The organism is Rhodopseudomonas sp. P2A-2r, assembly GCF_026015985.1.
In the GTDB taxonomy this organism is placed as follows: domain Bacteria; phylum Pseudomonadota; class Alphaproteobacteria; order Rhizobiales; family Xanthobacteraceae; genus Tardiphaga.
Genome location: NZ_CP110389.1, coordinates 4,701,465 through 4,724,233 on the forward strand (window position 1 = coordinate 4,701,465; position 22,769 = coordinate 4,724,233).

Sequence of the window (22,769 nt, forward strand, 5' to 3'; positions counted from 1 at the left end):
GACGGCCGGCAGAGTCAATCGGGATCGACCGCCCTCCGGCACGCAGATTTTTTCGCGAATGGAATCAAAGGGATTTTGCAATGGACGTGCAACGCAAGCTGGCGATCCTGGCCGACGCCGCAAAATACGACGCGTCCTGCGCTTCAAGCGGCAGCGAGAAAAAGGACTCCCGCGATGGCCGTGGCATCGGCTCGACGGATGCCGGTATGGGAATATGCCACTCTTATGCCCCGGACGGCCGTTGCATCTCGCTCCTGAAGATCCTGCTCACCAACGCCTGCAACTACGATTGCCTGTATTGTGTCAACCGCGCCTCCAGCAACGTGGCGCGCGCTCGCTTCACCGTCGATGAAGTCGTCACGCTGACGCTCGACTTCTATCGGCGCAATTATATCGAAGGCCTGTTCCTGTCATCGGGCATCATCAGGAGCGCCGACTACACGATGGAACAGGTCGTCGCTGTCGCGCGAAAACTGCGCGAGGAGCATCACTTCAAGGGCTACATCCATCTCAAGACCATTCCGGAGGCCGACGAGGCGCTGATCACCGAAGCCGGCAAGTATGCCGATCGGCTCAGCATCAATATCGAGGTGCCCGAGGAAGACAGCATGGCCAGGCTGGCGCCGGAGAAGGACGTGCACGCCATTCGCCGCACCATGGGCCAGCTACGCCTGAAACTCGACGAAGCCCGCGAAGGCCGCAAGGTGACGCCCAGGGGCAACGTCGCGCCGCGCTTTGCGCCTGCGGGCCAGAGCACGCAGATGATTATCGGTGCCGATGCCGCGACCGACCAGACCATCATCTCGACCTCGGCCAATTTGTACGGCTCCTATCGGCTGAAGCGCGTCTATTACTCCGCCTTCAGCCCGATTCCCGATGCCAGCCGTTCGCTGCCGCTGCGCGCGCCGCCGCTGATCAGGGAACACCGGCTGTACCAGGCCGACTGGCTGATGCGATTCTACGGCTTTGCGTCAGACGAGATCGTCGATGCCGATGACGGCATGCTATCGCTGGAGATGGACCCGAAGCTGGCCTGGGCGCTGCGCCACCGCGAACGCTTCCCGCTCGACGTCAACCGTGCCAGTCGCGAAGAACTTTTGCGCGTGCCCGGCTTCGGCGCCAGGGCCGTCGATCGCATCATTGCCACACGCCGGCTCTCGTCGATCCGCATCGGCGACCTCGCCAAACTACACATTATCAGGAACAAGGCGCTGCCGTTCATCGTTCTCCCCGACCACCGGCCGGCGACATCCGTGCTGGACAGCGCAGGGCTAGCGGAGCGGTTCAGGCCGAAGGCGAGGCAACTGGGATTTGGATTCTAATAGCGCCGCACATTCTCCCGTCATCCTGAGGCGCTCGCCGTGGCGGCGGAGCTCTTGCTCCGCCGCCACGGCGAGCCTCGAAGGATGGGTGTTCAGCGCTTGCGGCCCATCCTTCGAGGCCGCCGCTGCGCGACGGCACCTCAGGATGACGGAGAGTTTGTGGCAGCTTTGATGGTTGAGAGTTTTCAATGCATTTCATTTCCCTCGACAGCGACACCGATTTCGACGGCTGGCGCAGCGCGGCGCGGGCGCTGATCTTCAACGGTATCAAGCCGGCCGATGTGACGTGGTCGGTGCGCGACGACGAGCAGGAATTGTTCGCGTCCCATGAAGCTCCGCTCGAGGCGGGTGAAGGCACCTTCAGCGTACCGGCCGCTTTCGTCGACCTCGCAAAATCCGTCATCCTCAACCGCGATCCCGAACGCTTCGCTTTGCTCTACCGCGTGCTGTGGCGGCTGCGGTCCAGCCACGATCTGTTGCAGGTCGCGACAGATCCGGACGTGGCAAAACTGCAGGCCCTAGCAAAGGCGATGCACCGCGACCGGCACAAGATGAAGGCCTTCGTACGGTTTCGCGAGATCGGTCGCGAGCCGAAATCGCGCTACGTCGCCTGGTTCGAACCGGCGCATCACATCGTCGCGGCCACCGCGCCGTTCTTTGCACGACGCTTCGCCGACATGGCATGGTCGATCCTGACGCCGGACGTCTGCGCGCATTGGGATGGCCATGCCATCTCCATCACGCCGGGCGTGCCGAAGAGCGACGCGCCATCGGAGGATCGCCTGGAGGAGACATGGCTGACCTACTACGCCAGCATCTTCAATCCGGCGCGGCTGAAGACCAAGGCGATGCAGTCGGAGATGCCGAAGAAATACTGGAAGAACCTGCCCGAAGCGGTCCTCATCAAGCCGCTGATCGCGGAGGCCGAACGGCTGAGCGGTGCGATGATCGCAGCCGACCCCACCGAACCGAAGAAACTGCAGCGTCGGGAGGCGCCAATGACAAGAACAGCCCATGCGAACAGCGACAGCGTAGACGCATTGCGCGATGAAGCCAGCCATTGTCGCGCCTGCGATCTGTGGAAAGACGCCACGCAGACCGTGTTCGGCGAAGGCCCGCCGCACGCCACGGTGATGATGGTCGGCGAGCAGCCCGGCGACAAGGAAGACCTCGCGGGGAAACCCTTTGTAGGCCCGGCCGGGCAAATGCTCGACCGCGCGCTGCAGGAAGCGGGCATCGACCGCGGCAAGGTCTATGTCACCAATGCGGTCAAGCATTTCAAATTCGTGCTGCGCGGCAAATTTCGCCTGCACCAGAAGCCGAGCGCCGCAGAGATCAAGGCCTGTCGGCCGTGGTACGAGCGCGAGAAGGCTGCGGTGAAGCCGGAACTGGTCGTTGCCATGGGGGCCACCGCGGCGCACAGCGTGTTCGGCAAGGCCACGCCGATCAACAAGAGCCGCGGTCGCATTATCGAAATTGACGATGGCACCCGCGTGCTGGTGACGGTGCATCCGTCCTATTTGCTACGGCTGCCCGATGAGGAGGCCAAGGCACGGGAGTATGCGCACTTTGTGGATGACTTGCGCATCGTCGCAGAGCATCTCAGGAAAAATCAGGCGGCGTGACTTACCATACACACGCCTGTCATCGCCCGGCCTAGCGCGCAACTGCGCGCTTGGACCAGGCGACCCAGTACACACCGCCGCCTGTGCCGAAGCAGCGGCTGCCGTGTTTACTGGATCGCCCGCTTTCGCGGGCGATGACAACTGTGTTTGAGGTAGGCTTAAGCCGCCGCAGCCGTGTTCACCGAAGCCTCGGCCAGCGTGGTCAGGGCAACGTCGGTCTTCTTTTCCTGCTGCAGGGTCTGGTCGAGCAGACGTACCGCATCCTTCATGCCGAGCTGGGTGGCCCACTGCTTCAGCGTGCCGTAGCGGGAAATCTCGTAGTGTTCGACGGCTTGCGCAGCGGCGAGCAGGCCGGCATCGAGCGCCTCGGTGCCCTTGTACTCGTCCATGATTTCCTTGCCCTCGTCGAGGATGCCCATGATGGCGTCGCAGGTCTTGCCGCGCGCCGGCTTGCCCAGCAGCTCGAAGATCTGCTCGAGACGCTCGACCTGGCCTTCGGTTTCGTCATGGTGCTTTTCGAAGGCCGCAGTCAACTTGTCGGACGTGGCGGCCTTCGCCATCTTCGGCAGCGCCTTGAGGATCTGTTTTTCGGCGAAATAGATATCCTTCAACGTATCGAGGAAGAGATCGTTGAGGTCCTTGTTCTTCTCGGCCATGACATTACTCCGTTGCGGTAGCAGGTTGCTCCGCCTCCCCAACGGCACTTTATGTTTTTGGTTCCTGTGGCTGCGATGCCGTGACGAAAAAAGTGTAGTTCGACACTTTTCATGTACGGCACCGCACAAAGCAGGATCACGCGGCCAGCGTGGTCTCCACCAGCTTCACCCAGTACGAGGTACCGAACACGATGGCATCGTCGTTGAAATTGTAGGCGGGGTGATGCAGGCCGGCGCTGGGGCCGTTGCCGCAGAAGATGAAGGCGCCGGGTCGGGCTTCGAGCATATAGGCGAAGTCCTCGGCCCCCATGATCGGGATCATGTCGGCGTTGACGTTGGCGGCGCCCGCCACCTCGCTGGCGACCTGTACGGCCATCTCGGTTTCCGCGGGATGGTTGACCACGACCGGATAGCCGCGGTCATAATGCAGCACAATCTTGGCGCCGGTCTGCAGCGCAACGCCGGCCACCACCTCGTTCATGCGTTTCTCCATGAGGTCCCGCACCTGTGGCTTGAGCGAGCGGACAGTGCCCTTCAGCGTGGCCGTGGCCGGGATGACGTTGTGGGCCGTGCCGGCATTGAATGCGCACATGGACAGCACCGCGGATTCCAGCGGGTTGACGCTGCGCGACACGATGGTTTGCAGGGCGACCACGAGTTGCGCGCCGACCGACACCGCATCGATGGTGTTGTGCGGATAGGCGGCGTGGCCGCCGACGCCCTCGATCTCGATGGTGATGACGTCCATCGCCGCCATGATGGGGCCGGGCCGCAATGCAAACGAGCCGATCGGAAGGTTCGGGCCGTTGTGCATGCCATAGACACGGTCGATCTTGAATCGATCCATCAGCCCGTCGCGGATCATGGCGGCGGCGCCCGCGCCGCCCTCCTCGGCCGGCTGGAAGATCACCACCGCGTCGCCGGCAAAGTTGCGGGTCTCGGCGAGATACTGCGCCGCGCCCAGCAGCATCGCGGTGTGGCCGTCATGGCCGCAGGCGTGCATCTTGCCCGGCGTCTTGGATGCGTAGTCCAGCCCGGTTTCTTCCTCGATCGGCAACGCATCCATATCGGCGCGCAGCCCGATCACCTTGACCTCGCCGCCATTCGCCGGCCGGCGGCCCTTGATCACGCCGACCACGCCGGTCTGTCCGATGCCGGTCACCACCTCGTCGCAGCCGAACGCCTTGAGCCGCTCGGCGACGAAGGCCGATGTCCGGTGGACGTCGTACAGCAGTTCGGGGTGGGCATGGAGGTCGCGGCGCCACGCCATGATTTCCGGTTGCAGATCGGCGAGGCGATTGATGATGGGCATGATTCAGTTCTCGAAGGACATTTGCGGGATTACCCCGTCTGTCTAGCACGTTACGTGCCACCCGCCCAACCGCCTCGCTCATGGCAGGGACGCTGTACAGCCGGCCGCGACAAGGCTATGGGCTTCCGACCCGGCGATCCGACCGTGGGCGGATGGAGACGATGACGACACAGCTTGAAGGTGATTTCGACTATATCGTCGTCGGTGCCGGCACGGCCGGCTGCATCGTCGCCAACCGGCTGTCGGCCGACCCCGGCAAGCGGGTTCTGCTTCTGGAAGCCGGCGGCCGCGACAACTGGATCTGGTTCCACATCCCGGTCGGCTACCTCTTCGCCATCGGCAATCCACGCTCAGACTGGATGTTCCGTACCGAGCCGGAAGCGGGCCTCAACGGCCGCTCCCTCGCCTATCCGCGCGGGAAGGTGATCGGCGGCTCGTCGGCCATCAACGCGATGATCTCGATGCGCGGCCAGGCCGCCGACTACGACCACTGGCGCCAACTCGGCCTCGACGGCTGGGGCTGGGACGACGTGCTGCCGGCGTTCAAGAACCTCGAGGACCACTTCCTCGGCAACAGCGAACATCATTCGACCGGCGGTGGCTGGCGCATCGAGGCGCCACGGCTGTCATGGAAGGTGCTCGACGCGGTCGCCGACGCCGCCGCCGAAATGGGCATCCGCAAAACCTCCGATTTCAACACCGGCGACAATGAAGGCATCGGCTATTTCCACGTCAACCAGAAGCGCGGCCGGCGCTGGTCGTCGGCGCGCGGTTTCCTGAAGCCGGTGCTGCACCGGCCGAACCTGCGCCTCGAAACCGGCGTCATGGCCGATCGCCTGATCCTGGAGAACGGCCGCGCGGTCGGCGTGCGCTTCACCCAGGACGGCGTGACAAAGAGGTCCGCACCCGCGGCGAAGTCATCCTGTGTGCCGGCGCGGTGGGCTCGCCGCATCTGCTGCAACGCTCGGGCATCGGTCCCTCGGACTGGCTGGCCGCCGCCGGCGTCGACACCGTGCTCGACCGTCCCGGTGTCGGCCGCAATCTGCAGGACCATCTGCAGCAGCGCGCGATCTACAAAGTCTCCGGCGTGCGCACCCTGAACGAGACCTACTACAACCTGATGCGGCGCGGGTTGATGGGACTCGACTATGCCTTCCGCCGGCGCGGACCGCTGACCATGGCGCCGTCGCAGCTCGGCATCTTCACCCGCTCCGATCCGCACCGCGAGCGCGCCAACATCCAGTTTCATGTGCAGCCGCTGTCGCTCGACAAGTTCGGCGATCCCCTGCATCGCTTTCCGGCGATCACGGTCAGCGCGTGCAACCTTCAGCCGACCTCGCGCGGCACCATTCGGCTGCGCTCCGGCAAGCCCGACGACGCGCCGGCAATCGCGCCGCATTACCTGTCCACCGACGAAGACCGCGAGGTCGCCGCCGATGCCATCCGCACCACACGGCGGCTGATGAAGCAGCAGGCCCTGGCGGCCTACCATCCGGAAGAATATCTGCCCGGTCCCTCGGTGGGCGACGACGCGGCGTCGCTGGCCAAGGCCGCCGGCGACATCGGCACCACCATCTTCCACCCGGTCGGCACCGCCAAGATGGGCGCAGCCACCGATCCGATGGCCGTGGTCGACGCGCGGTTGCGACTCCACGGGATCGAAGGGCTGCGCGTGGTCGACGCCTCCATCATGCCGACCATCACCTCGGGCAATACCAATACGCCCACCGCGATGATCGCCGAAAAGGGCGCGGCGATGATTGTCGCGGATGCGCGATGACCGTCGGCCTGCAGCGGCATCGGCTGTGGGTCGATAGCGAAGGCGTGCGCATCGCTGCGCTGCGCTGGGGCGAGGCCACCGACAAGCCGCCGGCGCTGCTGTTGCACGGCACCAGCTTCGTTGCCGAGACATGGGACGAGATCGCCCACGGGCTTGCCGAGCGCTATACGGTCTACGCGCTGGACCGCCGCGGCCACGGCGCCAGCGACAAGCCCGGCCGCTACCACTTCGTGGATTTTGCCCGCGACGTCTGCGCGACGATCGAGGCGCTCGACCTGTCGGGCATCTACGGCATCGGACACAGCGCCGGCGCCACCGACCTGCTGCTCGCCGCGAAGTTGCTGCCCGGGCGCTTCACGCGGTTGTTCGTCATGGAGCCGACCATCATGGATCCGACCGCTTATCCCGGCGACGATGCCCGGCTGAGCGACCAGAGCGCGGCTTCAGTGCAAGGCGTGCTGCGCCGCCAGTCCGAATTTGCGAGCACCGCAGCCGCCTTTCAGCGCTATCGCGCGGCGCCCGCCTTCGCGCAATGGACCGATCCGGCGTTGCATGCCTACATCGCGCACGGCTTCCGGCGGCTTCCGGACGGTCGGGTGCAACTGCTCTGCAGGCCGGAGGTCGAATCCGCGATACTGTTGCCGATCTTCGAGGCGATGGAGCAGGTCTATCGCGGCGACCACAGCGGCAATCCATTCGGCTGGCTCGGCGAGATCGATTGCCCGGTGCGCATCGCCACCGCCGAGACCTCCTGGTCGGTCTACAAGGACATGGCGTCGCGCGCTGCCCGGTTGATGCCGAGCGCCAGCCGCGTCACATTCGAAGGCGTCGGCCACTGCGTCGCCCAGGAGGCGCCGGCACTGCTGCTGCGCGCACTACACGCTTTCGCGGCCGAGGCCGGCTGATACCGTTCACGCGATCGTCATCGGCGCGCCGGCGTTTTCGCGCATCGTGCGGCCCTGCCCGGGAATAAACCGCCGGCCCGGCCGATCCAGTCCCCGTGACCCAATCAAGGGTGATGGAGATTTGCGATGAGCGCCTTCGATCACGACCATGACGACCCCCGCCTCAGCCGCCGCAAGGTGCTGGAGTGCATGACCTGGGCCGGGACCGGCGTGCTGTGGACCATTTCCGGCGGCGTGCCGCGCTCGCTCGGGCTGGTCGACTCGGCACAGGCCGCAGAACCCACCGGCCTGACTTTCCTGCAGATCAGCGACAGCCATATCGGCTTCGACAAACCGGCCAATCCCAACGCCATCGGCACCCTCGAAGAGGCGATCGGCAAAATCAAAGCGATGCCGGTGAAGCCGTCGTTCATGATCCACACCGGCGACATCACCCATCTGTCGAAGGCGTCGGAATTCGACGACGCCGACCGCATCATCTCGCAGGCGAAGCTCGACGTGCATTATGTGCCGGGCGAACACGACTTCATCGACGAGGAGGTCAAGCTGTACAAGGAGCGCTACGGCCGCGGCAGCAAGGGCGCCGGCTGGTATTCCTTCGATGCCAACGGCGTGCACTTCATCGGCCTCGTCAACGTGGTCGACCTCAAGGCCGGCGGGCTCGGCAATCTCGGCGCCGAGCAACAGGCCTGGCTCGAGGACGACCTGCGCGGAAAGTCGAAATCGACGCCGATCGTGGTATTCGCCCATATTCCGCTATGGGCGGTCTATCCGACCTGGGGCTGGGGCACCGAGGACGGCGCGCGCGCGCTCGACTATCTCAAGGGCTTCGGCTCGGTGACCGTGCTCAACGGCCACATCCATCAGGTAATGCAGAAGGTCGAGGGCAACGTCACCTTCCACACCGCGCGCTCCACGGCCTTTCCGCAGGGCACGCCAGGCATCGCGCCCTCGCCCGGCCCGATGAAGGTTGCGGACGAAAAGCTGCGCGGCCTGCTCGGCATCGCCAGCGTCATCTTCAAGCCCGGCGACCAACGTCTCGCCATCATCGACACCCCGCTGCAAGGCTGAGGACAACAGCATGACGTTCCTGACTTTGCGCACTCTCGCGATCCGCGGCGCCGTGGCCGCGGTCCTGGCGTCCCAGATCAGCGCGGCGCGCTGCGAAACCGTCCAGGTCACCATCGACAACTTCACCTTTGCGCCAGCGGCGCTCAGCGTGAAAGTCGGCACCACCGTGACCTGGAAAAACCAGGACGACATCCCGCATACCGTTGTCTCGGCCGGCAAGTTCAAGTCGAAGGCGTTGGATACCGACGACAGCTTCTCGTTCACCTTCACCAGCACGGGCGACTACACGTATTTTTGCTCGCTGCATCCGCACATGACCGGGACGATCAAGGTTGAGTAGCGGTGCAAAGCAAGGCATCAAAACGATGCCCGGACGGTGGTCATCCACCGGCCGGGCACCGGCTGCCACGGACAGAACGATGCCGCTGAACGCACAGGCCAACGATCCGGACCGGACGCGGCGGTTTCGCGACGCCGCGCTGCCGCATCTCGACGACGTCTACACGCTGGCGCGCTACCTGATGCGCGACGCCGATGCCGCCGAAGACGCCGTGCAGGAATGCTATCTGCGCGCGCTGAAGCACTTTGACAGTTTTCGCGGGCCGGCGATCAGGCCCTGGCTGCTGGCGATCCTGCGCAATGTCTGCAATGCCGAATTCGCCCGTCGTGCCAGCGCGCCGGCCGCGGTCGAAGACGTCGCGGACGAGCAGAGCGATGCCGCGCCGTTGTGGCATGAGGCGCAGGACACGCCGGAGACCCAGTTGCTGCGGCGCCGGAATGCCGCCACCGTCCGCCGCCTCGTCGCCGCACTCGCCGAACCGTTTCGCGAAACTCTCGTGCTGCGCGAGGTCCAAAACCTGTCCTATCGCGAGATCGCGGACATCGTCGATGCCCCCGTGGGCACCGTCATGTCGCGCCTCGCCCGAGGCCGCGCTTTGCTGCGGGCCGCCTGGATCGCCGAAGAGGAGCCCAAGACATGACCTGCGACGAGGCGGAGATCCTCATTCATGCGCTGGTTGACGGCGAACTCGACGCTGTCCACGCCAGCGCAGTGGAGACGCATATTGCCGGCTGCCCGCGCTGTCAGGCGGAGTTGCGCATGGCGCGCGACATGAAGAACGCCCTGTCGTCCGGCGACCTGCGCTTCACGGCGTCGCCGCGGCTGCGGCAGCGGATCGAGGCCGCGCTGCCGCAGCCCCGCGTCAGCGACAGGCGCGCGGTGCTGAAGGGTTTTGCCATGGGATCGGCGGTGTCGGCGCTCGCTGCGACCGGACTCGTTGCCATCGTCCTGCGCGACAACGGCGAGCAGCGCATCGCCTCCGACGTGGTCTCGGCGCATCTGCGTTCGCTGCAGGCCGGGCATCTCACCGACGTGCTGTCGAGCGACCAGCACACTGTCAAGCCGTGGTTCAACGGTCGCCTCGACGTGGCGCCGCCGGTGATCGATCTGACGGCACAGGGCTTCACCCTGATCGGCGGCCGGCTCGACACCATTGACGGCCGCGCCGTCGGCGCCATCGTCTATCGCCGGCGCACCCACGTGATCAATCTGTTCGTGGCGCCGGCGGCCAGCGCGGAGCCGCACGCGGCGCGGATCGAAACGGTGCAGGGATTCAATATCAGGCGCTGGAGCGACCGCGGTTTGAACTATTGGGCGGTCAGCGATCTCGGCGTCGAGGAGCTATCGGACTTCGGCCAGAAGTTCGAAAGCGCGATGCACGCGGCGTGACGGATCACGCAACCTGACGATCAGGCGGACTTGCGGACAGCGTTGTCGACAAGCGTCTTGCCGAGCGACCAGATCGCACCGGGCACGCGATGGCTGTCGGCGATCACGGTCTCGAACGAGGTCTCGATCCACTTGCTGTCGGCTTCGGTGATGGTCAGTGGCGGCAGCAACTTGATAGTGTGACTGCCGTGCCCGGAAACCTGGGTGAGAATCTTCTGTTCCTTGAACAGCGGCACCGTGATGAGCTGGCAGAACAGACCCTTGTTGGCGGATTCCAGGATATTCCACGAGGCCTTCAGCCGCAGCGACTTCGGCGGGCCGAACTCGATGCCGATCATCAGGCCCTTGCCGCGCACTTCCTTCAGCAGTTCGAAGCCCGGGATCATGTTCTGCAACGCAAGGCGCAATTCGGCGCCGCGCTTGGCGGAATTCTCCACCAGCCGCTCGTGCTTCATGACCTCGAGCGTGGCGATGCCCGCGGCCATCGCCAGGTCGTTCTTGGCGAAGGTCGAACCATGCACCACGGCGCGGTCCATCCGGTTGAAGATCTTGTCGAAGATGCTCTTGCGGGTCAGCAGAGCGCCGATCGGCACATGGCCGCCGGACAGCGCCTTGGCGAGCAGCACCATGTCGGGTTCGACATTCCAGTGCTCGATGGCCAGGAACTTGCCGGTGCGGCCCAGACCAGTCTGGATCTCGTCCGCGATGAACAGCGTGCCATATTTGCGGCACAGCGCGGCAGCGCCCGGCAGGAATTCGTCGGTGGGTATGTTGACGCCCTTGCCCTGGATCGGCTCGACGATGAAGGCTGCCACCTGCTTGGTCGAGAGCGCCTTTTCCAGCGCCTCGAGGTCGTTGAACGGCACCGAGCTGCAGCCCGGCAGCAACGCGCCGAAGCCGCCGCGAAAATTCGAATCGTCGGTCAGCGACAGCGCGCCATAGGACAGGCCGTGATAGGCGTGGTCGCAATAGAGAATATCATTTCGCCCGGTCGCGTTGCGCGCGAATTTCATTGCCGCTTCGACGGTTTCGGCGCCGGAATTGGCGAAAAATACCTTGTCAAGATAGGGCGTATGTTCCAGCAGGCGCTCAGCCAGAATACCCGCGAGGGTGGACAGGTCCAGTTGCACCAGATTGGGCATGTCGGCGTCGAGCACGCTCTTCAGCGCCTGACGCAACACGGGATGGTTCCGACCAATCGCAAAAACGCCAAAACCGCTCAATAGATCGAGGTAGCGGGCACCGTCGCGATCAAACAGGTACTGGCCGGTTCCGCGCTGGAAGCCGACATCATAGCCGATGGTCTTGAGCACTCGCACCAGTTGTTCATTGAGGTGACGCGCATGCATCGTGCTGCGCTGCGCCTGCCGGTCAACAAACATCTCGGAAACGTCTAGATTCGGATATAGCATGAGATACTTACGTCGGTTGAAGATCGTTTCGTCAACTGAAAACCTTGAATGCGGCGATTTGACTTTGCCGAAAACAGCTACTTATGCATAGGCCTTAACCATGTTGCAGCGCTTCAACTTTACCATGCGGCACTCAATTTACTGCGGAATTCTTTTCTCGGCAGGCCTTGTCTCGGCCGGGCTGACGCCGGCGCACGCCACCGACCCGACGGGAGATTGGCAGGTCGAAGACGGTGTAGCTAACATCCGCGTGGCCGAGTGCAATGGCAGTATGTGGGGAGCAGTGTCCTGGGAAAAGCGTGTCGGGGGCATCGACAAGAACAATCCCGACGTATCGAAGCGGAATCGGCCCACGCTGGGCATGGTGACGCTGATCGACATGAAGAAGAATCCCAAGGCCGATGAGTGGAAGGGCAAGGTCTACGACGCCAAGGACTCCGGCAAGCTTTATGACGCGACCATTCGCCCGAAGGGCCCGGACGAACTAGAGATCGAGGGCTGCCTGGTGTGGCCGCTGTGCGGCAGCCAGACCTGGACCCGCGTCAGCCCGCCGATTCCCTCCAGCCCCACCAACCCACCCAAGGGCGCCGCAACACCGGCGCCTGCCAAGCCGGGCATCATAGCGCGGATCACCGGCACGGCGCCGAAGCCTGCAGCGCCCGCCGCGGGTCAGGCCCCGGCTGCTGCTGCAGCCCCGAAGGCGGCGCCGACCACCGCAGCAGCCGGGTCCAAGGCCCCTACTCCGAAGACCGCGGCCGCGACGGCTGCGACCGGGCAGCCCGCCGATATCGGCGATATCTGCCTGCTGCCGGAAATTGCCCGCCCCGCGCGCTGATCGGCAGCACGGCGCCAGGTAGCCTTCGTTGACCGGGCCTATTCGCCCGGTTCGCGGGGTTTGCCCATGAGCGCCGGCTGGAACAACAGCACCGCCGCCAGCGTCACCACGAACGACAGCGCGAGCAGCTTGCCCATGCTCGCGGTACCCGGATGGCTCGACAGCCACAGGCTGCCGAAGGCCGTGGCCGTGGTCAGCGCACTGAAGAAGATCGCCCGGGTCAGCGCCGACTGCAGCAGGTTGGTGTGGCCGGCACGCCATGCCGTCACATAGTAGATCTTGAACGCGACGCCGACGCCGAGCAGCAGCGGCAGCGCGATGATGTTGGCGAAGTTCAGCGGCAACCCGATCAGCACGCAGATCTCCAGCGTGACCGCGCCGGCGACCAGCAGCGGCACCAGCGTCAGCAGCACGTCGGTGATGCGGCGCAGCGCCAGCCACAGCAGCAACGAGATCGACAGCAGCGCCCAGATGCCGGCATGGATGAACGCCTTGACGATGGTGTCGCCGGATTTCAGGATCGAGATCGGACCGCCGACCGCCAGCGGCTCGGACGCCAGCACGGCGCCCGCAAACTTGCGCAGTGTGTCGTTGTCGTTCGGATCGCCGCCCGGCAGCGCCTGAACGCGGATCTGACCGTCCTTGGTTTTCCAGGCATCGACGAGGTCGGGCGGCAAGGTCTCCAGGCTGACCGGTGCGGCCTGCATCAGCCCGCGCAACTGCGCCAGGGCGATCTGCAGAGGCGCCACGAATGTGGCCTGCACCTTGTCGCGGAGCGCCGGCGTGGCTTCGGCCACCTTGGCCAAGGCGTCGGCGAGACGCTTAGCCGCGACAGCACCCGGCCCGGTCTGGTTACCGGCCACCTTGCGCAGGCTGTCGGCCGACTCCTTCAGGGCCGCGACATTCTCGGCATCCGTGGGTGGCGCATCGACCGAATCCGGATTGAGCGCCGGCTCGAGAATCTTGGCGCCCGCCTTGATCAGCGCCAGTTTGGCCGGCTGGTCCTCGGGCACGAAGCTGTCCAGCGACATGGTGCGGCTGACTTCCGGCACCTTGCTCAGGCGTTGCTCGACCTGCCGGGCGCCGGCTTCATTGGGCGCCATGATGTTGACGGCGTTGGCACCGGTGTTCGGATCCTTGCGCAGGTCCAGGAAGGTGGCGATCGATTCGACCTTTGGATTGCGCAGGTTGATGGGGTTGAAGTCGAACTGCAGGAAGTACAGCAGCGGCAGCCCGGCGATGGCGACCAGCAGGGTGCCGCCGATGATCCAGTAGCGCTGCTTCTCGAGGAAATGATCGACCGGCGCCAGAAACGCATAGCCCAGCGGTTCCTTCTCGCCGGCCGGGTTCAGCAGGTCGAGCAACGCCGGAAGGATGGTGATGCTGGTGAGGAAGGCGATCATCATGCCGGCGCCGGCGATCTTGCCAAGCTCGGAAACGCCCTTGTAGTCGGTCGGCAGGAACGACAGGAAGCCCGCGGCCGTGGCCAACGCAGCCAGCGACAGCGGGATCGCGCAATACTCCGCGGCCTTGATCAGGGCGCCCTGCAGGTCGCCGCTCTTGTAGCGTTCCGAGCGATAGCGAACGCTGAACTGGATGCCGAAGTCGACACCGAGGCCGACGAACAGCACCGCGAAGGCGATCGACAGCAGGTTCATCGATCCGACCATCATCAGGCCGACGGCCGTGGTCATCAACAGTCCGGAGATCAGCGTGACGAACACCGCGAAGATGATCTTCACCGAATGCAGGGCCATCCACAGGATCAGCAGCACGATCAGGATCGTGCCGATGCCGTTGACCACCGCGCCGTCCTGCACCGTCGCGAACTCCTCGTTGGCGATCGGCACCGGGCCGGTCAGCCGGACCCGCGCGCCATACTCACCGGCGATGTTGAGATCGACCGCCGCCTGGCGAATCGCGTCGGTGGCTGCCTTGCCCGGCTCCAGCGCCTGGAAATCCATGATCGGCTTGATTTCGATGAAACCGCGCTTGTCGGCGTCGGTCAGCGGCTCCGGGCTCACCAGCTCGCGCCACGAGAAGGCCGTGGGGGTGCCCTTCAGCACCGTTTCGACGGTCTGCGCGACCGATGAAAATGTCTTCGCCGTATTGTCCAGCGGCAGCTGGCCGCGCCGGACACCGACCAGGCCGGTTTCCAATGCGCCGGTCAGGCCGCGCAGGCTCGGATCGCCAGCCAGGATTTCGATCAACGGCGCCGCCGACTGAAACTGGCCGGTCATTTCCGCGACCTCGGCCGTGGGCAGGAATAACAGCCCGTTCTTCTCGAAGAAATCCCCGGCGCCGAGCCGGCGAACCGAGTCGAAGTTGCTGGTATTACTATGTAATTTCTTTTCCATCGCGGCTGTCGCGGCATTCGCGAACTCCGGCGTCGGCGCCTCCACCACGGCCAGAATCAGCCGCTCCTGGTCGAACGCCTTGTCGAAGGCGATGTCACGTTTGCGCCAGTCGAGATCCGGCGAGATCAGCGTGTTGATGTCGGTGTTGATGCTGAAATGTTTGGCCGTGTAGAAGCCCGCGCCAATCGCCAGGATGAGGGAGACGACGACCGTAGGAATCGCAAAGCGAGTGCAGGCTCTAACAATGGAGACGACAAAAGTTGTCAGCACACTTTTTCTTTCTTTTCAGGGTAGGCTTGCAAGGAAGGCGGATAACCTTGCGAGGCGCACGGCTCATTCTTTGCGGTTGAACACACTTTATTCAATCGACCGGGAAAATGGCATAAAACATGCCCTAAGGGCTGATATAGTTGGACGTCAAGGCTGCAAAGTGACGAACAGATTAGTTCTCGGACAGATTTGCCCATTTTGCAGAATGCAGTAATTTTACCACCCGCCATCGCCGGGGAACCCACGTTGCCACATCTTGATTGCATGGTGCGGGATTTTTGTCACACAGACCGGCCCTCGGCCGTAACGCAACAATCGACGAGCGGCCTGACCGGAATTGAACGGAATCAGTCATGAACGTGGTGAATTGTGCTGAGTAAGAATCCTCTGCAAGTGCTTCTCGCGCAGCCCCGCGGCTTTTGTGCCGGCGTGGTGCGCGCCATCGATATCGTCGAACGGGCGCTGGAGAAATACGGCCCACCGGTCTATGTCCGCCACGAAATCGTCCATAACAAGCACGTGGTCGAAAGCCTCAAGGCCAAGGGCGCGATTTTTGTCGAGGACCTGTCCGAGGTACCGCCGCAGGCGGTGACGGTGTTCAGCGCCCACGGCGTGGCCAGGAGCGTCGAGGAAGAGGCTGAAAGCCGCGGCCTGCCTGTCTTGAATGCAACCTGCCCGCTGGTCACCAAGGTCCATAATCAGGGCAAGCGCTACGTGTCGAAGGGCCGGACGCTGGTGCTGATCGGCCATGACGGGCACCCCGAAGTGGTCGGTACCATGGGTCAGGTTCCCGGACCGATACATCTGGTACAAAGCGTTGAGGACGTGGCATCCCTGCAACTTCCGGTAGATTTACCGATCGCCTATATCACCCAGACCACCCTCAGCGTCGACGACACCCGGGACATTATTGTCGCGCTTGAACAGAAGTTTACCGACATTCAGGGCCCGGACATCCGAGATATCTGCTATGCGACACAAAACCGCCAATCTGCGGTAAGAGACCTCAGCAAGCTCGTTGACGTGATCCTGGTGGTTGGCGCCACCAACAGCTCCAATTCCAACAGGCTGAGGGAGATCGGAACCGAAGTCGGCGTGCCGAGCTATCTGATCGCCGACGGCAGCGAGCTCAACCCGAACTGGTTGAAAGACGCCCGCACAGTGGGCATCACGGCTGGCGCTTCGGCGCCAGAAGTGCTTGTAGATGATGTTATTGAGGTTTTAAGGCGCATCGGGCCGGTGGCCGTGTCGGTGTTGCCGGGACGCGAAGAGAATATTGAATTCCGGCTGCCTGCCGAACTGACCGCGGTTGATTGAATCCACGACGCCGAGAAAGAAAACTGTAATGGCAATTCCGTTCTTCAAAGAGATCAAAATCGGCAGCTATCTGGTGAAGCAGAAACTGCTCGGCCGGAAACGCTATCCGCTGGTTCTCATGCTCGAGCCGTTGTTTCGTTGCAACCTGGCCTGCGTCGGCTGCGGCAAGATCGATTATCCCGACGCCATCCTCAACCGCCGCATGTCGGCGCAGGAGTGCTGGGATGCCGCCGACGAGTGCGGTGCGCCCATGGTCGCAATCCCCGGCGGCGAGCCGCTGATCCACAAGGAGATCGGCGAGATCGTGCGCGGCCTGGTGGAGCGCAAGAAGTTCGTCTCGCTGTGCACCAACGCGCTGCTGCTGGAAAAGAAGCTCGACCTGTTCACGCCGTCGCCCTACCTGTTCTTCTCGGTGCATCTCGACGGTCTCAAGGACCATCACGACAAGGCCGTGTCGCAGAAGGGCGTGTTCGACCGCGCCGTCTCCGCCATCAAGGCCGCCAAGGCCAAGGGCTTTGCCGTCAACGTCAATGCCACGATCTTCGACGGTCACTCGGCCGAGGATATCGCCAAGTTCCTGGACTACACTGTGGAGCTCGGTGTCGGCGTCTCCATGTCGCCCGGCTACGCCTATGAGCGCGCGCCGGACCAGGAGCACTTCCTCAACCGCACCAAGACCAAGAAGCTGTTCCGCGACGTCTTTGCGCTGGGCAAGGGCAAGAAGTGGAACATCATGCATTCCGGCCTGTTCCTGGACTTCCTCGCCGGCAACCAGGAATACGAATGCAAGCCGTGGGGCATGCCCGCGCGCAACATCTTCGGCTGGCAGAAGCCGTGCTATCTCCTCGGCGAAGGCTACACCAAGACCTTCAAGGAGTTGATGGACACCACCGACTGGGACACCTACGGCACCGGCAAGTACGAAAAGTGCGCCGACTGCATGGCCCATTGCGGTTACGAGCCGACCGCTGCGGACAACGCCATCACCAACCCGCTCAAGGCTTTGTGGGTCGCGTTGCGCGGCGTCAAGACGTCAGGCCCGATGGCGCCGGAGATCAACCTCGATCACCAGCGCCCGGCGCAGTACATCTTCTCCGCCGAAGTCCAGAAGCGGCTTTCCGACATCCGCAAGGACGAGGCGGAAGCCGCCGCGCAAAAGGCGCAGCAGAAGGCCACCACCGCGGCGTAAGGCAACGAACTACGAAATCGAAAAAAGGGCGCGATGCAAATCGCGCCCCTTTGTTTCGCACTTTTAGAAACCTGGGACCGGCGGTGCGTCCCCTCCCCGCTTGCGGGACAGGGAAAACAGCAGCGTCGCAGTCTGCGGTATCAGACTTAGGCGACGCGCTTGATGGCATCGCCCAGGATCGAGACGATATCGTCGATGTGGCTCTTCTCGACGATCAACGCCGGCGACATGGCGAACGCGTCGCCGCTCTGGCGCAGATACAGGCCGTGGTTGAAGCAGTCGACCATCACTTCATAGCCGCGCGCGGCCGGGGCGTCCTTGCGCGGGGCGAGTTCGACGGCGCCCATCAGGCCGCAATTGCGGATGTCGATGACGTTGGGCAGATCCCGCAGCTGGTGCAGGGCATCGCGCCAGTACTCGGCCATCGAGGCGCCACGCGTCAGCAACCCCTCTGCCTTATAGATGTCCAGCGTCGCGATGCCGGCCGCGCAGGCCACCGGGTGCGCCGAATAGGTGTAGCCGTGGAACAGCTCGATCTGGCCTTCCGGTCCGTGCATCAGCCCGTCGTAGATCTTGCGGCTGGCGAAGACCGCGCCGCACGGCACGGTGCCGTTGGTGATGCCCTTGGCGGTGGTCATCAGGTCCGGCGTGACGCCGAAGAAATTTGACGCGAACGGTGTGCCGAGCCGGCCGAAACCGGTGATGACCTCGTCGAAGATCAGCAGGATGCCGTGCTTGGTGCACAATTCGCGCAGCCGCTTCAGATAGCCCTGCGGCGGCGGCAGCACGCCGGTCGAACCCGGCACCGGTTCGACGATGACGGCTGCGATGGTCTCGGCGCCATGCAGCGCGACCAGCCGTTCGACGTCGTCGGCGAGTTCGACGCCATGCTCCGGCAGGTCCTTCGCGAACGCATTGCGCGCGAGGTCATGGGTATGTCGGATGTGATCGACGCCCGGCAGCTGGGCGGATGAGAAGGCGCGGCGGTTGTTGACCATGCCGCCCACCGACGTGCCGCCGAAGCCGACGCCGTGATAGCCGCGCTCGCGGCCGATCAAGCGCGTGCGCGTGGCCTGGCCATTGGCCCGGTGATAGGCCAGCGCGATCTTCAGCGCCGTGTCCATCGATTCCGAACCGGAATTGGTGAAGAAGATGCGGTCGAGGCCTTCGGGTGCAATCTCGGCCAACCGGTTGGCGAACTCGAAAGCCAGCGGATGGCCCATCTGGAACGCGGGCGCGAAGTCGAGGGTGGTGAGCTGACGCTCGACGGCGGTGGCGATCTCGCGGCGGCCGTGGCCCGCGTTGGTGCACCACAGGCCCGCCGATCCGTCGATCACCTTGCGGCCGTCTTCGGTCATGTAGTGCATGCCCTGCGCGGAGGCGAACATGCGCGGCGCCGACTTGAACTGCCGGTTGGCGGTAAACGGCATCCAGAACGATTCGAGTTGCAGGCTGTTCGGAATTTGATGAATGGTCACGGGGCGCTCCTCTGGCTGTCTGCACGAGATCACGTTCGCCCAAGGCACAACAAGTCCTTTTCTTGGTCCAGGTAAGCCATTGATTTATCTGTATACGACGGCGCATATTTGCCGGATCCGAAACACTTCCAACAGGCATTCGGGATGACCATCGATCTGGGCGAACGGCTGCGGTTTGTTCGCGGGCATCACAAGCTGTCGCAGCGCGAACTGGCCAAACGCGCGGGCGTGACCAATTCGACGATTTCGCTGATCGAGTCCAACCAGATGAATCCGTCGGTTGGCGCGCTCAAGCGCATTCTCGACGGCATCCCGATGGGGCTGGCCGAATTCTTCGCCATGCAACCGGAGACGCGGCAAAAAGCCTTCTATCGGTCCGATGAGCTGACCGAGATCGGCAAGAAGCCGATTTCCTACCGCCAGATCGGCGACAATCTTTTCGGTCGCAGCCTGCAGATCCTGAAAGAGCGCTACGAGCCGGGCAGCGACACCGGCCGCGTGCCGCTGGTGCATGAGGGTGAGGAAGGCGGCATCGTGGTGAGTGGGCGGCTCGAAGTGACCGTGGACGACGAGCGCCGCGTTCTCAACCCGGGCGATGCCTATTATTTCGAAAGCCGCCGCCCGCATCGATTCCGCTGCGTCGGGGACGCGCCTTGCGAAATCATCAGCGCGTGCACGCCGCCGTCATTTTGAAGACCGGCAAGCGCTTCTCATCTTGGGGAGCGCGGTCCTCGCCAGAGGGCCGCGGGGTGGCGCGATCCGGGAACGTCTAGACCTCGGCGGCCGAGAGGCTGCTGCTGCCGAGCATGAAGCTGCGGCAGCCGCGCAGGCTGCGCAGGGCGCGGTTGAAATCGCGGCCGGTGGACACCAGCGCGCGGATCACCATGGGATTGCGGGCGATGCCGCGCATCACCTTGCGCAGGTCGACATCGCCATTCGGCTTGATCGCGGTGGTCGCCAGTTCCGGCAGCGCACGGTGCGCGGGATCGCTGACCACCCGCAGGGCGGCAAACGGCAGACCCGCCGCATGGGCGAAATCGGCAGCGATGTGGCTTTCCATGTCGACGGCGACGGCGCCGGTTTCCGAGCGCAACGCGGCCTTGCCGGCCTGCCCCGTCACCACTTTCTCGACCCCGACCAGGCCACCGCGGAACACGGTCTGGCGTCCGAGGCCGGCACCGGCGATCAGTTCGTCGCTGAGCGATTCGGCGGCCGTCCAGCGGCGGTCGCCGCCCATCACTTCCGTGGCAATGACCACGGCGCCTGATTTCAACTCGGGATCGAGGCCACCGGCGACGCCGAAGCTGATGACGCCGCGAATGGAGCTGTGATCGAATTCCGCCAGCAGCGCGCGCAGCTGCATGGGGTCGCTGCTGCTGCAGATGACGGTCATACCGGGCCCGGTGGCAATCCGGGCTTCCTGAACCAGACCAGTCACGATCAACACCGGCCGCGGGTCCATCATATTGCCCGCCGACGCATCCACAGCCGCCAAAATCACATTCCGACCCCTACCACCCTGCTATTGGTGCTTTTCAAATTCCGGAACCGCGCCAGCGCCCAGAGCGGGAAGAACTTTGCATAGCCATGGTAGCGCAGATAAAACACCCGCGGAAACCCTGTTGCGGTGTAACGCGCCTCGTCCCACCAGCCTTTTTCGCCTTGTGTGTCAATCAGGTAACGCATTCCGCGGGCGACGGCGGGATGTTCGACCTCACCAGCAGCCATGAGCGCGAGCAAGGCCCATGCCGTTTGCGATGAGGTGCTCGGGGCTGGCTCATATCCCTTGTAGTCGAGCCGGTAGCTGACTGCGTCCTCGCCCCAGCCGCCATCGGCGTTCTGGATCGACAGCAGCCAGCCCACCGCCTTGCGCATCGTCGGTTCCTGATGGTCCACCCCGGCGGCGTTCAGCGCGCACAGCACCGACCAGGTGCCATAGATGTAATTCAGGCCCCAGCGGCCGTACCAGGATCCTTCCGGCAGCTGGGTGCGGCGCAGATAGTCGACACCGTCGGCCATCGGCTTGCTGGACCCGATGGTCTCGCCGAGCTGGGCCAGCATCGAGACGCAGCGCGCGGTGACGTCCTCGGTCGGCGGGTCGAGCAGCGCGCCGTGGTCCGAGAACGGGATGTTGTTGAGATAATATTCGAGGTTGTCGACATCGAACGCCGCGAAGCCGCCGTCGCGGCTCTGCATGCCCTCGATCCATTCGCGGCCGCGGTCGATGGCCACGTCATAGTCGCTGGTGCCGCTGCGCCGGCGCGCGCGATCCATCGCCATCATCACCACGGCGGTATCGTCGAGATCGGGGTAATGCGCATTGTTGTACTGGAAGGCCCAGCCGCCCGGCCGCAGTTCCGGCCGCTTCACCGCCCAGTCGCCCTTGACGTCGAGCACCTGCTTCGGCCGCAGCCAGTCCAGCCCCTGCTTGGCCTCGGCCACCGCGTCGTCACCGCCGGTCTCGAGCAGCGCATGCGCGGTCAGCGCGGTGTCCCACACCGGCGACACGCAGGGCTGGCAGTAGGCCTCCTCCTCGCCGATCACCAGCAGCTTGTCGATACCCGCGCGGGTCACCGCCCGCGGCGGATAGTCGGCGGGAAAGCCGAGCACCTCATACATCATCACGGTGTTGGCCATCGGCGGATAGATCGCGCCAAGACCGTCCTCGCCGTTCAGCCGCTCCTCGACAAAGGCCACCGCCTTGGCCATCGCACGCGCCCGCAGCCGCTTGGGAAAATACGGCTCGGTGGCGCGCAGGACGATGTCGATGCCGCTGAAGAACGCGAACAGCGCGCGGTTCTGATGCGGCGCCCGCGGCGTTCGGCCGATCAGCTTGGGATCCTGCAGAAACAGTTCGCGGATATCGATCTCGCCGAGATTCTGCGCCCGCGGCTTCAGGGCGGCGAGCACCATCAGCGGCACGATGGTGGTGCGCGCCCAGTACGAAATCTTGTTGAGGTGAAACGGAAACCAGAAGGGCAGCAGCATGATCTCGACCGGCAGCACCGGTACGCTCTTCCACGTCAGCACGCCGAACATCGACAGCATGAAACGCGTGAACACGTTGACGTGGATGGCGCCGCCGCGCGACCGGATCGCCTCGCGCGCCTTCGCCATGCACGGCTCGTTGGGATCGACGCCCATCATCTTCAACGCAAAATAGGCCTTCACGCTGGCGCTCATGTCGAACGCACCGTCCTGCACCAGTGCCCAGCCGCCATGGGTTCCCTGCGTCCGGCGAATGTAGTTGCCGATCTTGCGCTGCAGTTCGTGATCGACCGGCTCGGCGAGATAATGGCGCAGCAGAACGTATTCGGAGGGGATGGTGACATCGGCTTCGAGCTCGAACACCCAGTGGCCGTCGGGCTGCTGGAAACTCAGCAGGCCGTGCTTTGCCGATGCGATGCTCGCATCGAGCGTGGCGCGTTCAACTTCGACGTGGTCGTTCATGACATCCATCCTGCTCGACTTCTCCGTGGTCGCCGCGCGAGCCGGTCGCGCGCCTGTGGGA

General features: G+C 64.1%; 18 protein-coding genes and 1 pseudogene. 12 read left to right on the plus strand and 7 right to left on the minus strand.

Going from position 1 to position 22,769, the window contains the following annotated elements:
- Window positions 1-80 precede the first annotated feature (80 nt).
- Entirely contained in the window at window positions 81-1,322 is a 1,242-nt protein-coding gene (locus ONR75_RS22780) for a putative DNA modification/repair radical SAM protein (protein WP_265079239.1), read from the plus strand.
- A 188-nt stretch (window positions 1,323-1,510) separates the two neighbouring features.
- Entirely contained in the window at window positions 1,511-2,947 is a 1,437-nt protein-coding gene (locus ONR75_RS22785; RefSeq protein ID WP_265079240.1) for a UdgX family uracil-DNA binding protein, read from the plus strand.
- A 158-nt stretch (window positions 2,948-3,105) separates the two neighbouring features.
- Here ONR75_RS22785 and ONR75_RS22790 read toward each other — a convergent pair whose 3' ends face one another.
- Window positions 3,106-3,603 carry a ferritin-like domain-containing protein gene (locus ONR75_RS22790; protein WP_265079241.1) on the minus strand — a complete coding sequence of 166 codons (498 nt, stop codon included), beginning with the start codon at window positions 3,601-3,603 and terminating at the stop codon, window positions 3,106-3,108.
- A 136-nt stretch (window positions 3,604-3,739) separates the two neighbouring features.
- Entirely contained in the window at window positions 3,740-4,915 is a 1,176-nt protein-coding gene (locus ONR75_RS22795; protein ID WP_265079242.1) for a M20 aminoacylase family protein, read from the minus strand.
- 161 nt (window positions 4,916-5,076) lie between these two features.
- Here ONR75_RS22795 and ONR75_RS22800 point away from each other — a divergent pair.
- From ONR75_RS22800 to ONR75_RS22825, 6 genes and pseudogenes are all read left to right on the plus strand, one after another.
- A pseudogene (locus ONR75_RS22800) lies at window positions 5,077-6,695 on the plus strand (GMC family oxidoreductase).
- Window positions 6,692-7,600 carry an alpha/beta fold hydrolase gene (locus tag ONR75_RS22805; RefSeq protein ID WP_265079243.1) on the plus strand — a complete coding sequence of 303 codons (909 nt, stop codon included), beginning with the start codon at window positions 6,692-6,694 and terminating at the stop codon, window positions 7,598-7,600. Before ONR75_RS22800 ends, ONR75_RS22805 begins: the two are co-directional and overlap by 4 nt.
- 126 nt (window positions 7,601-7,726) lie before the next feature.
- Window positions 7,727-8,671, plus strand: a complete 945-nt coding sequence (locus ONR75_RS22810) for a metallophosphoesterase family protein (RefSeq protein WP_265079244.1) — start codon at window positions 7,727-7,729, stop codon at window positions 8,669-8,671.
- Between the two features lie 10 nt (window positions 8,672-8,681).
- A complete protein-coding gene (locus ONR75_RS22815; protein ID WP_265079245.1) occupies window positions 8,682-9,011 on the plus strand; it encodes a cupredoxin family copper-binding protein in 330 nt (109 codons plus the stop codon).
- 79 nt (window positions 9,012-9,090) lie between these two features.
- Window positions 9,091-9,651 (plus strand): sigma-70 family RNA polymerase sigma factor, encoded by a 561-nt coding sequence (locus tag ONR75_RS22820; protein ID WP_265079246.1) that lies wholly within the window; start codon window positions 9,091-9,093, stop codon window positions 9,649-9,651.
- Window positions 9,648-10,400 (plus strand): anti-sigma factor family protein, encoded by a 753-nt coding sequence (locus ONR75_RS22825; RefSeq protein ID WP_265079247.1) that lies wholly within the window; start codon window positions 9,648-9,650, stop codon window positions 10,398-10,400. The genes ONR75_RS22820 and ONR75_RS22825 overlap by 4 nt, the downstream gene beginning before the upstream one ends.
- A 20-nt stretch (window positions 10,401-10,420) precedes the next feature.
- On the opposite strand, the gene hpnO is transcribed toward ONR75_RS22825, so the two are convergent.
- On the minus strand, window positions 10,421-11,812 hold the full coding sequence (gene hpnO, locus ONR75_RS22830) for an aminobacteriohopanetriol synthase HpnO (RefSeq protein WP_265079248.1): 1,392 nt from the start codon (window positions 11,810-11,812) through the stop codon (window positions 10,421-10,423).
- A gap of 124 nt (window positions 11,813-11,936) precedes the next feature.
- On the opposite strand from hpnO, the gene ONR75_RS22835 reads away from it, so the two are divergent.
- Window positions 11,937-12,647 carry a DUF2147 domain-containing protein gene (locus tag ONR75_RS22835; RefSeq protein WP_265079249.1) on the plus strand — a complete coding sequence of 237 codons (711 nt, stop codon included), beginning with the start codon at window positions 11,937-11,939 and terminating at the stop codon, window positions 12,645-12,647.
- 38 nt (window positions 12,648-12,685) lie between these two features.
- On the opposite strand, the gene ONR75_RS22840 is transcribed toward ONR75_RS22835, so the two are convergent.
- Entirely contained in the window at window positions 12,686-15,274 is a 2,589-nt protein-coding gene (locus ONR75_RS22840) for an MMPL family transporter (protein ID WP_265079250.1), read from the minus strand.
- Between the two features lie 387 nt (window positions 15,275-15,661).
- Between ONR75_RS22840 and ispH the strand changes: the two genes are divergently transcribed.
- Window positions 15,662-16,591, plus strand: coding sequence for a 4-hydroxy-3-methylbut-2-enyl diphosphate reductase (gene ispH / locus ONR75_RS22845; protein ID WP_413776534.1), 930 nt, complete (start codon window positions 15,662-15,664; stop codon window positions 16,589-16,591).
- A 28-nt stretch (window positions 16,592-16,619) separates the two neighbouring features.
- On the plus strand, window positions 16,620-17,780 hold the full coding sequence (gene hpnH, locus ONR75_RS22850) for an adenosyl-hopene transferase HpnH (protein ID WP_265079252.1): 1,161 nt from the start codon (window positions 16,620-16,622) through the stop codon (window positions 17,778-17,780).
- A gap of 146 nt (window positions 17,781-17,926) precedes the next feature.
- Here hpnH and ONR75_RS22855 read toward each other — a convergent pair whose 3' ends face one another.
- Window positions 17,927-19,258 carry an aspartate aminotransferase family protein gene (locus ONR75_RS22855; RefSeq protein WP_265079253.1) on the minus strand — a complete coding sequence of 444 codons (1,332 nt, stop codon included), beginning with the start codon at window positions 19,256-19,258 and terminating at the stop codon, window positions 17,927-17,929.
- 144 nt (window positions 19,259-19,402) lie between these two features.
- Between ONR75_RS22855 and ONR75_RS22860 the strand changes: the two genes are divergently transcribed.
- On the plus strand, window positions 19,403-19,951 hold the full coding sequence (locus ONR75_RS22860; RefSeq protein WP_265079254.1) for a cupin domain-containing protein: 549 nt from the start codon (window positions 19,403-19,405) through the stop codon (window positions 19,949-19,951).
- A gap of 76 nt (window positions 19,952-20,027) precedes the next feature.
- Here ONR75_RS22860 and ONR75_RS22865 read toward each other — a convergent pair whose 3' ends face one another.
- Window positions 20,028-20,723: a phosphorylase gene (locus ONR75_RS22865; protein WP_265079255.1), complete on the minus strand. Its 696-nt coding sequence runs from the start codon at window positions 20,721-20,723 to the stop codon at window positions 20,028-20,030.
- A 32-nt stretch (window positions 20,724-20,755) separates the two neighbouring features.
- Window positions 20,756-22,708, minus strand: a complete 1,953-nt coding sequence (gene shc / locus ONR75_RS22870; protein WP_413776379.1) for a squalene--hopene cyclase — start codon at window positions 22,706-22,708, stop codon at window positions 20,756-20,758.
- Between the last annotated feature and the right edge of the window lie 61 nt (window positions 22,709-22,769).

Bases quoted from the DNA above. Each gene is read 5' to 3' on its own strand.
- shc (WP_413776379.1), bottom strand. From the start codon at position 22,708: ATGAACGACCACGTCGAAGTTGAACGCGCCACGCTCGATGCGAGCATC.
- ONR75_RS22805 (WP_265079243.1), top strand. From the start codon at position 6,692: ATGACCGTCGGCCTGCAGCGGCATCGGCTGTGGGTCGATAGCGAAGGC.
- ONR75_RS22820 (WP_265079246.1), top strand. From the start codon at position 9,091: ATGCCGCTGAACGCACAGGCCAACGATCCGGACCGGACGCGGCGGTTT.
- ONR75_RS22790 (WP_265079241.1), bottom strand. From the start codon at position 3,603: ATGGCCGAGAAGAACAAGGACCTCAACGATCTCTTCCTCGATACGTTG.
- ONR75_RS22835 (WP_265079249.1), top strand. From the start codon at position 11,937: ATGCGGCACTCAATTTACTGCGGAATTCTTTTCTCGGCAGGCCTTGTC.
- hpnO (WP_265079248.1), bottom strand. From the start codon at position 11,812: ATGCTATATCCGAATCTAGACGTTTCCGAGATGTTTGTTGACCGGCAG.
- ONR75_RS22795 (WP_265079242.1), bottom strand. From the start codon at position 4,915: ATGCCCATCATCAATCGCCTCGCCGATCTGCAACCGGAAATCATGGCG.
- ONR75_RS22860 (WP_265079254.1), top strand. From the start codon at position 19,403: ATGACCATCGATCTGGGCGAACGGCTGCGGTTTGTTCGCGGGCATCAC.
- ONR75_RS22780 (WP_265079239.1), top strand. From the start codon at position 81: ATGGACGTGCAACGCAAGCTGGCGATCCTGGCCGACGCCGCAAAATAC.
- ONR75_RS22785 (WP_265079240.1), top strand. From the start codon at position 1,511: ATGCATTTCATTTCCCTCGACAGCGACACCGATTTCGACGGCTGGCGC.
- ONR75_RS22825 (WP_265079247.1), top strand. From the start codon at position 9,648: ATGACCTGCGACGAGGCGGAGATCCTCATTCATGCGCTGGTTGACGGC.
- ONR75_RS22815 (WP_265079245.1), top strand. From the start codon at position 8,682: ATGACGTTCCTGACTTTGCGCACTCTCGCGATCCGCGGCGCCGTGGCC.
- ONR75_RS22810 (WP_265079244.1), top strand. From the start codon at position 7,727: ATGAGCGCCTTCGATCACGACCATGACGACCCCCGCCTCAGCCGCCGC.
- ONR75_RS22865 (WP_265079255.1), bottom strand. From the start codon at position 20,723: ATGATGGACCCGCGGCCGGTGTTGATCGTGACTGGTCTGGTTCAGGAA.
- hpnH (WP_265079252.1), top strand. From the start codon at position 16,620: ATGGCAATTCCGTTCTTCAAAGAGATCAAAATCGGCAGCTATCTGGTG.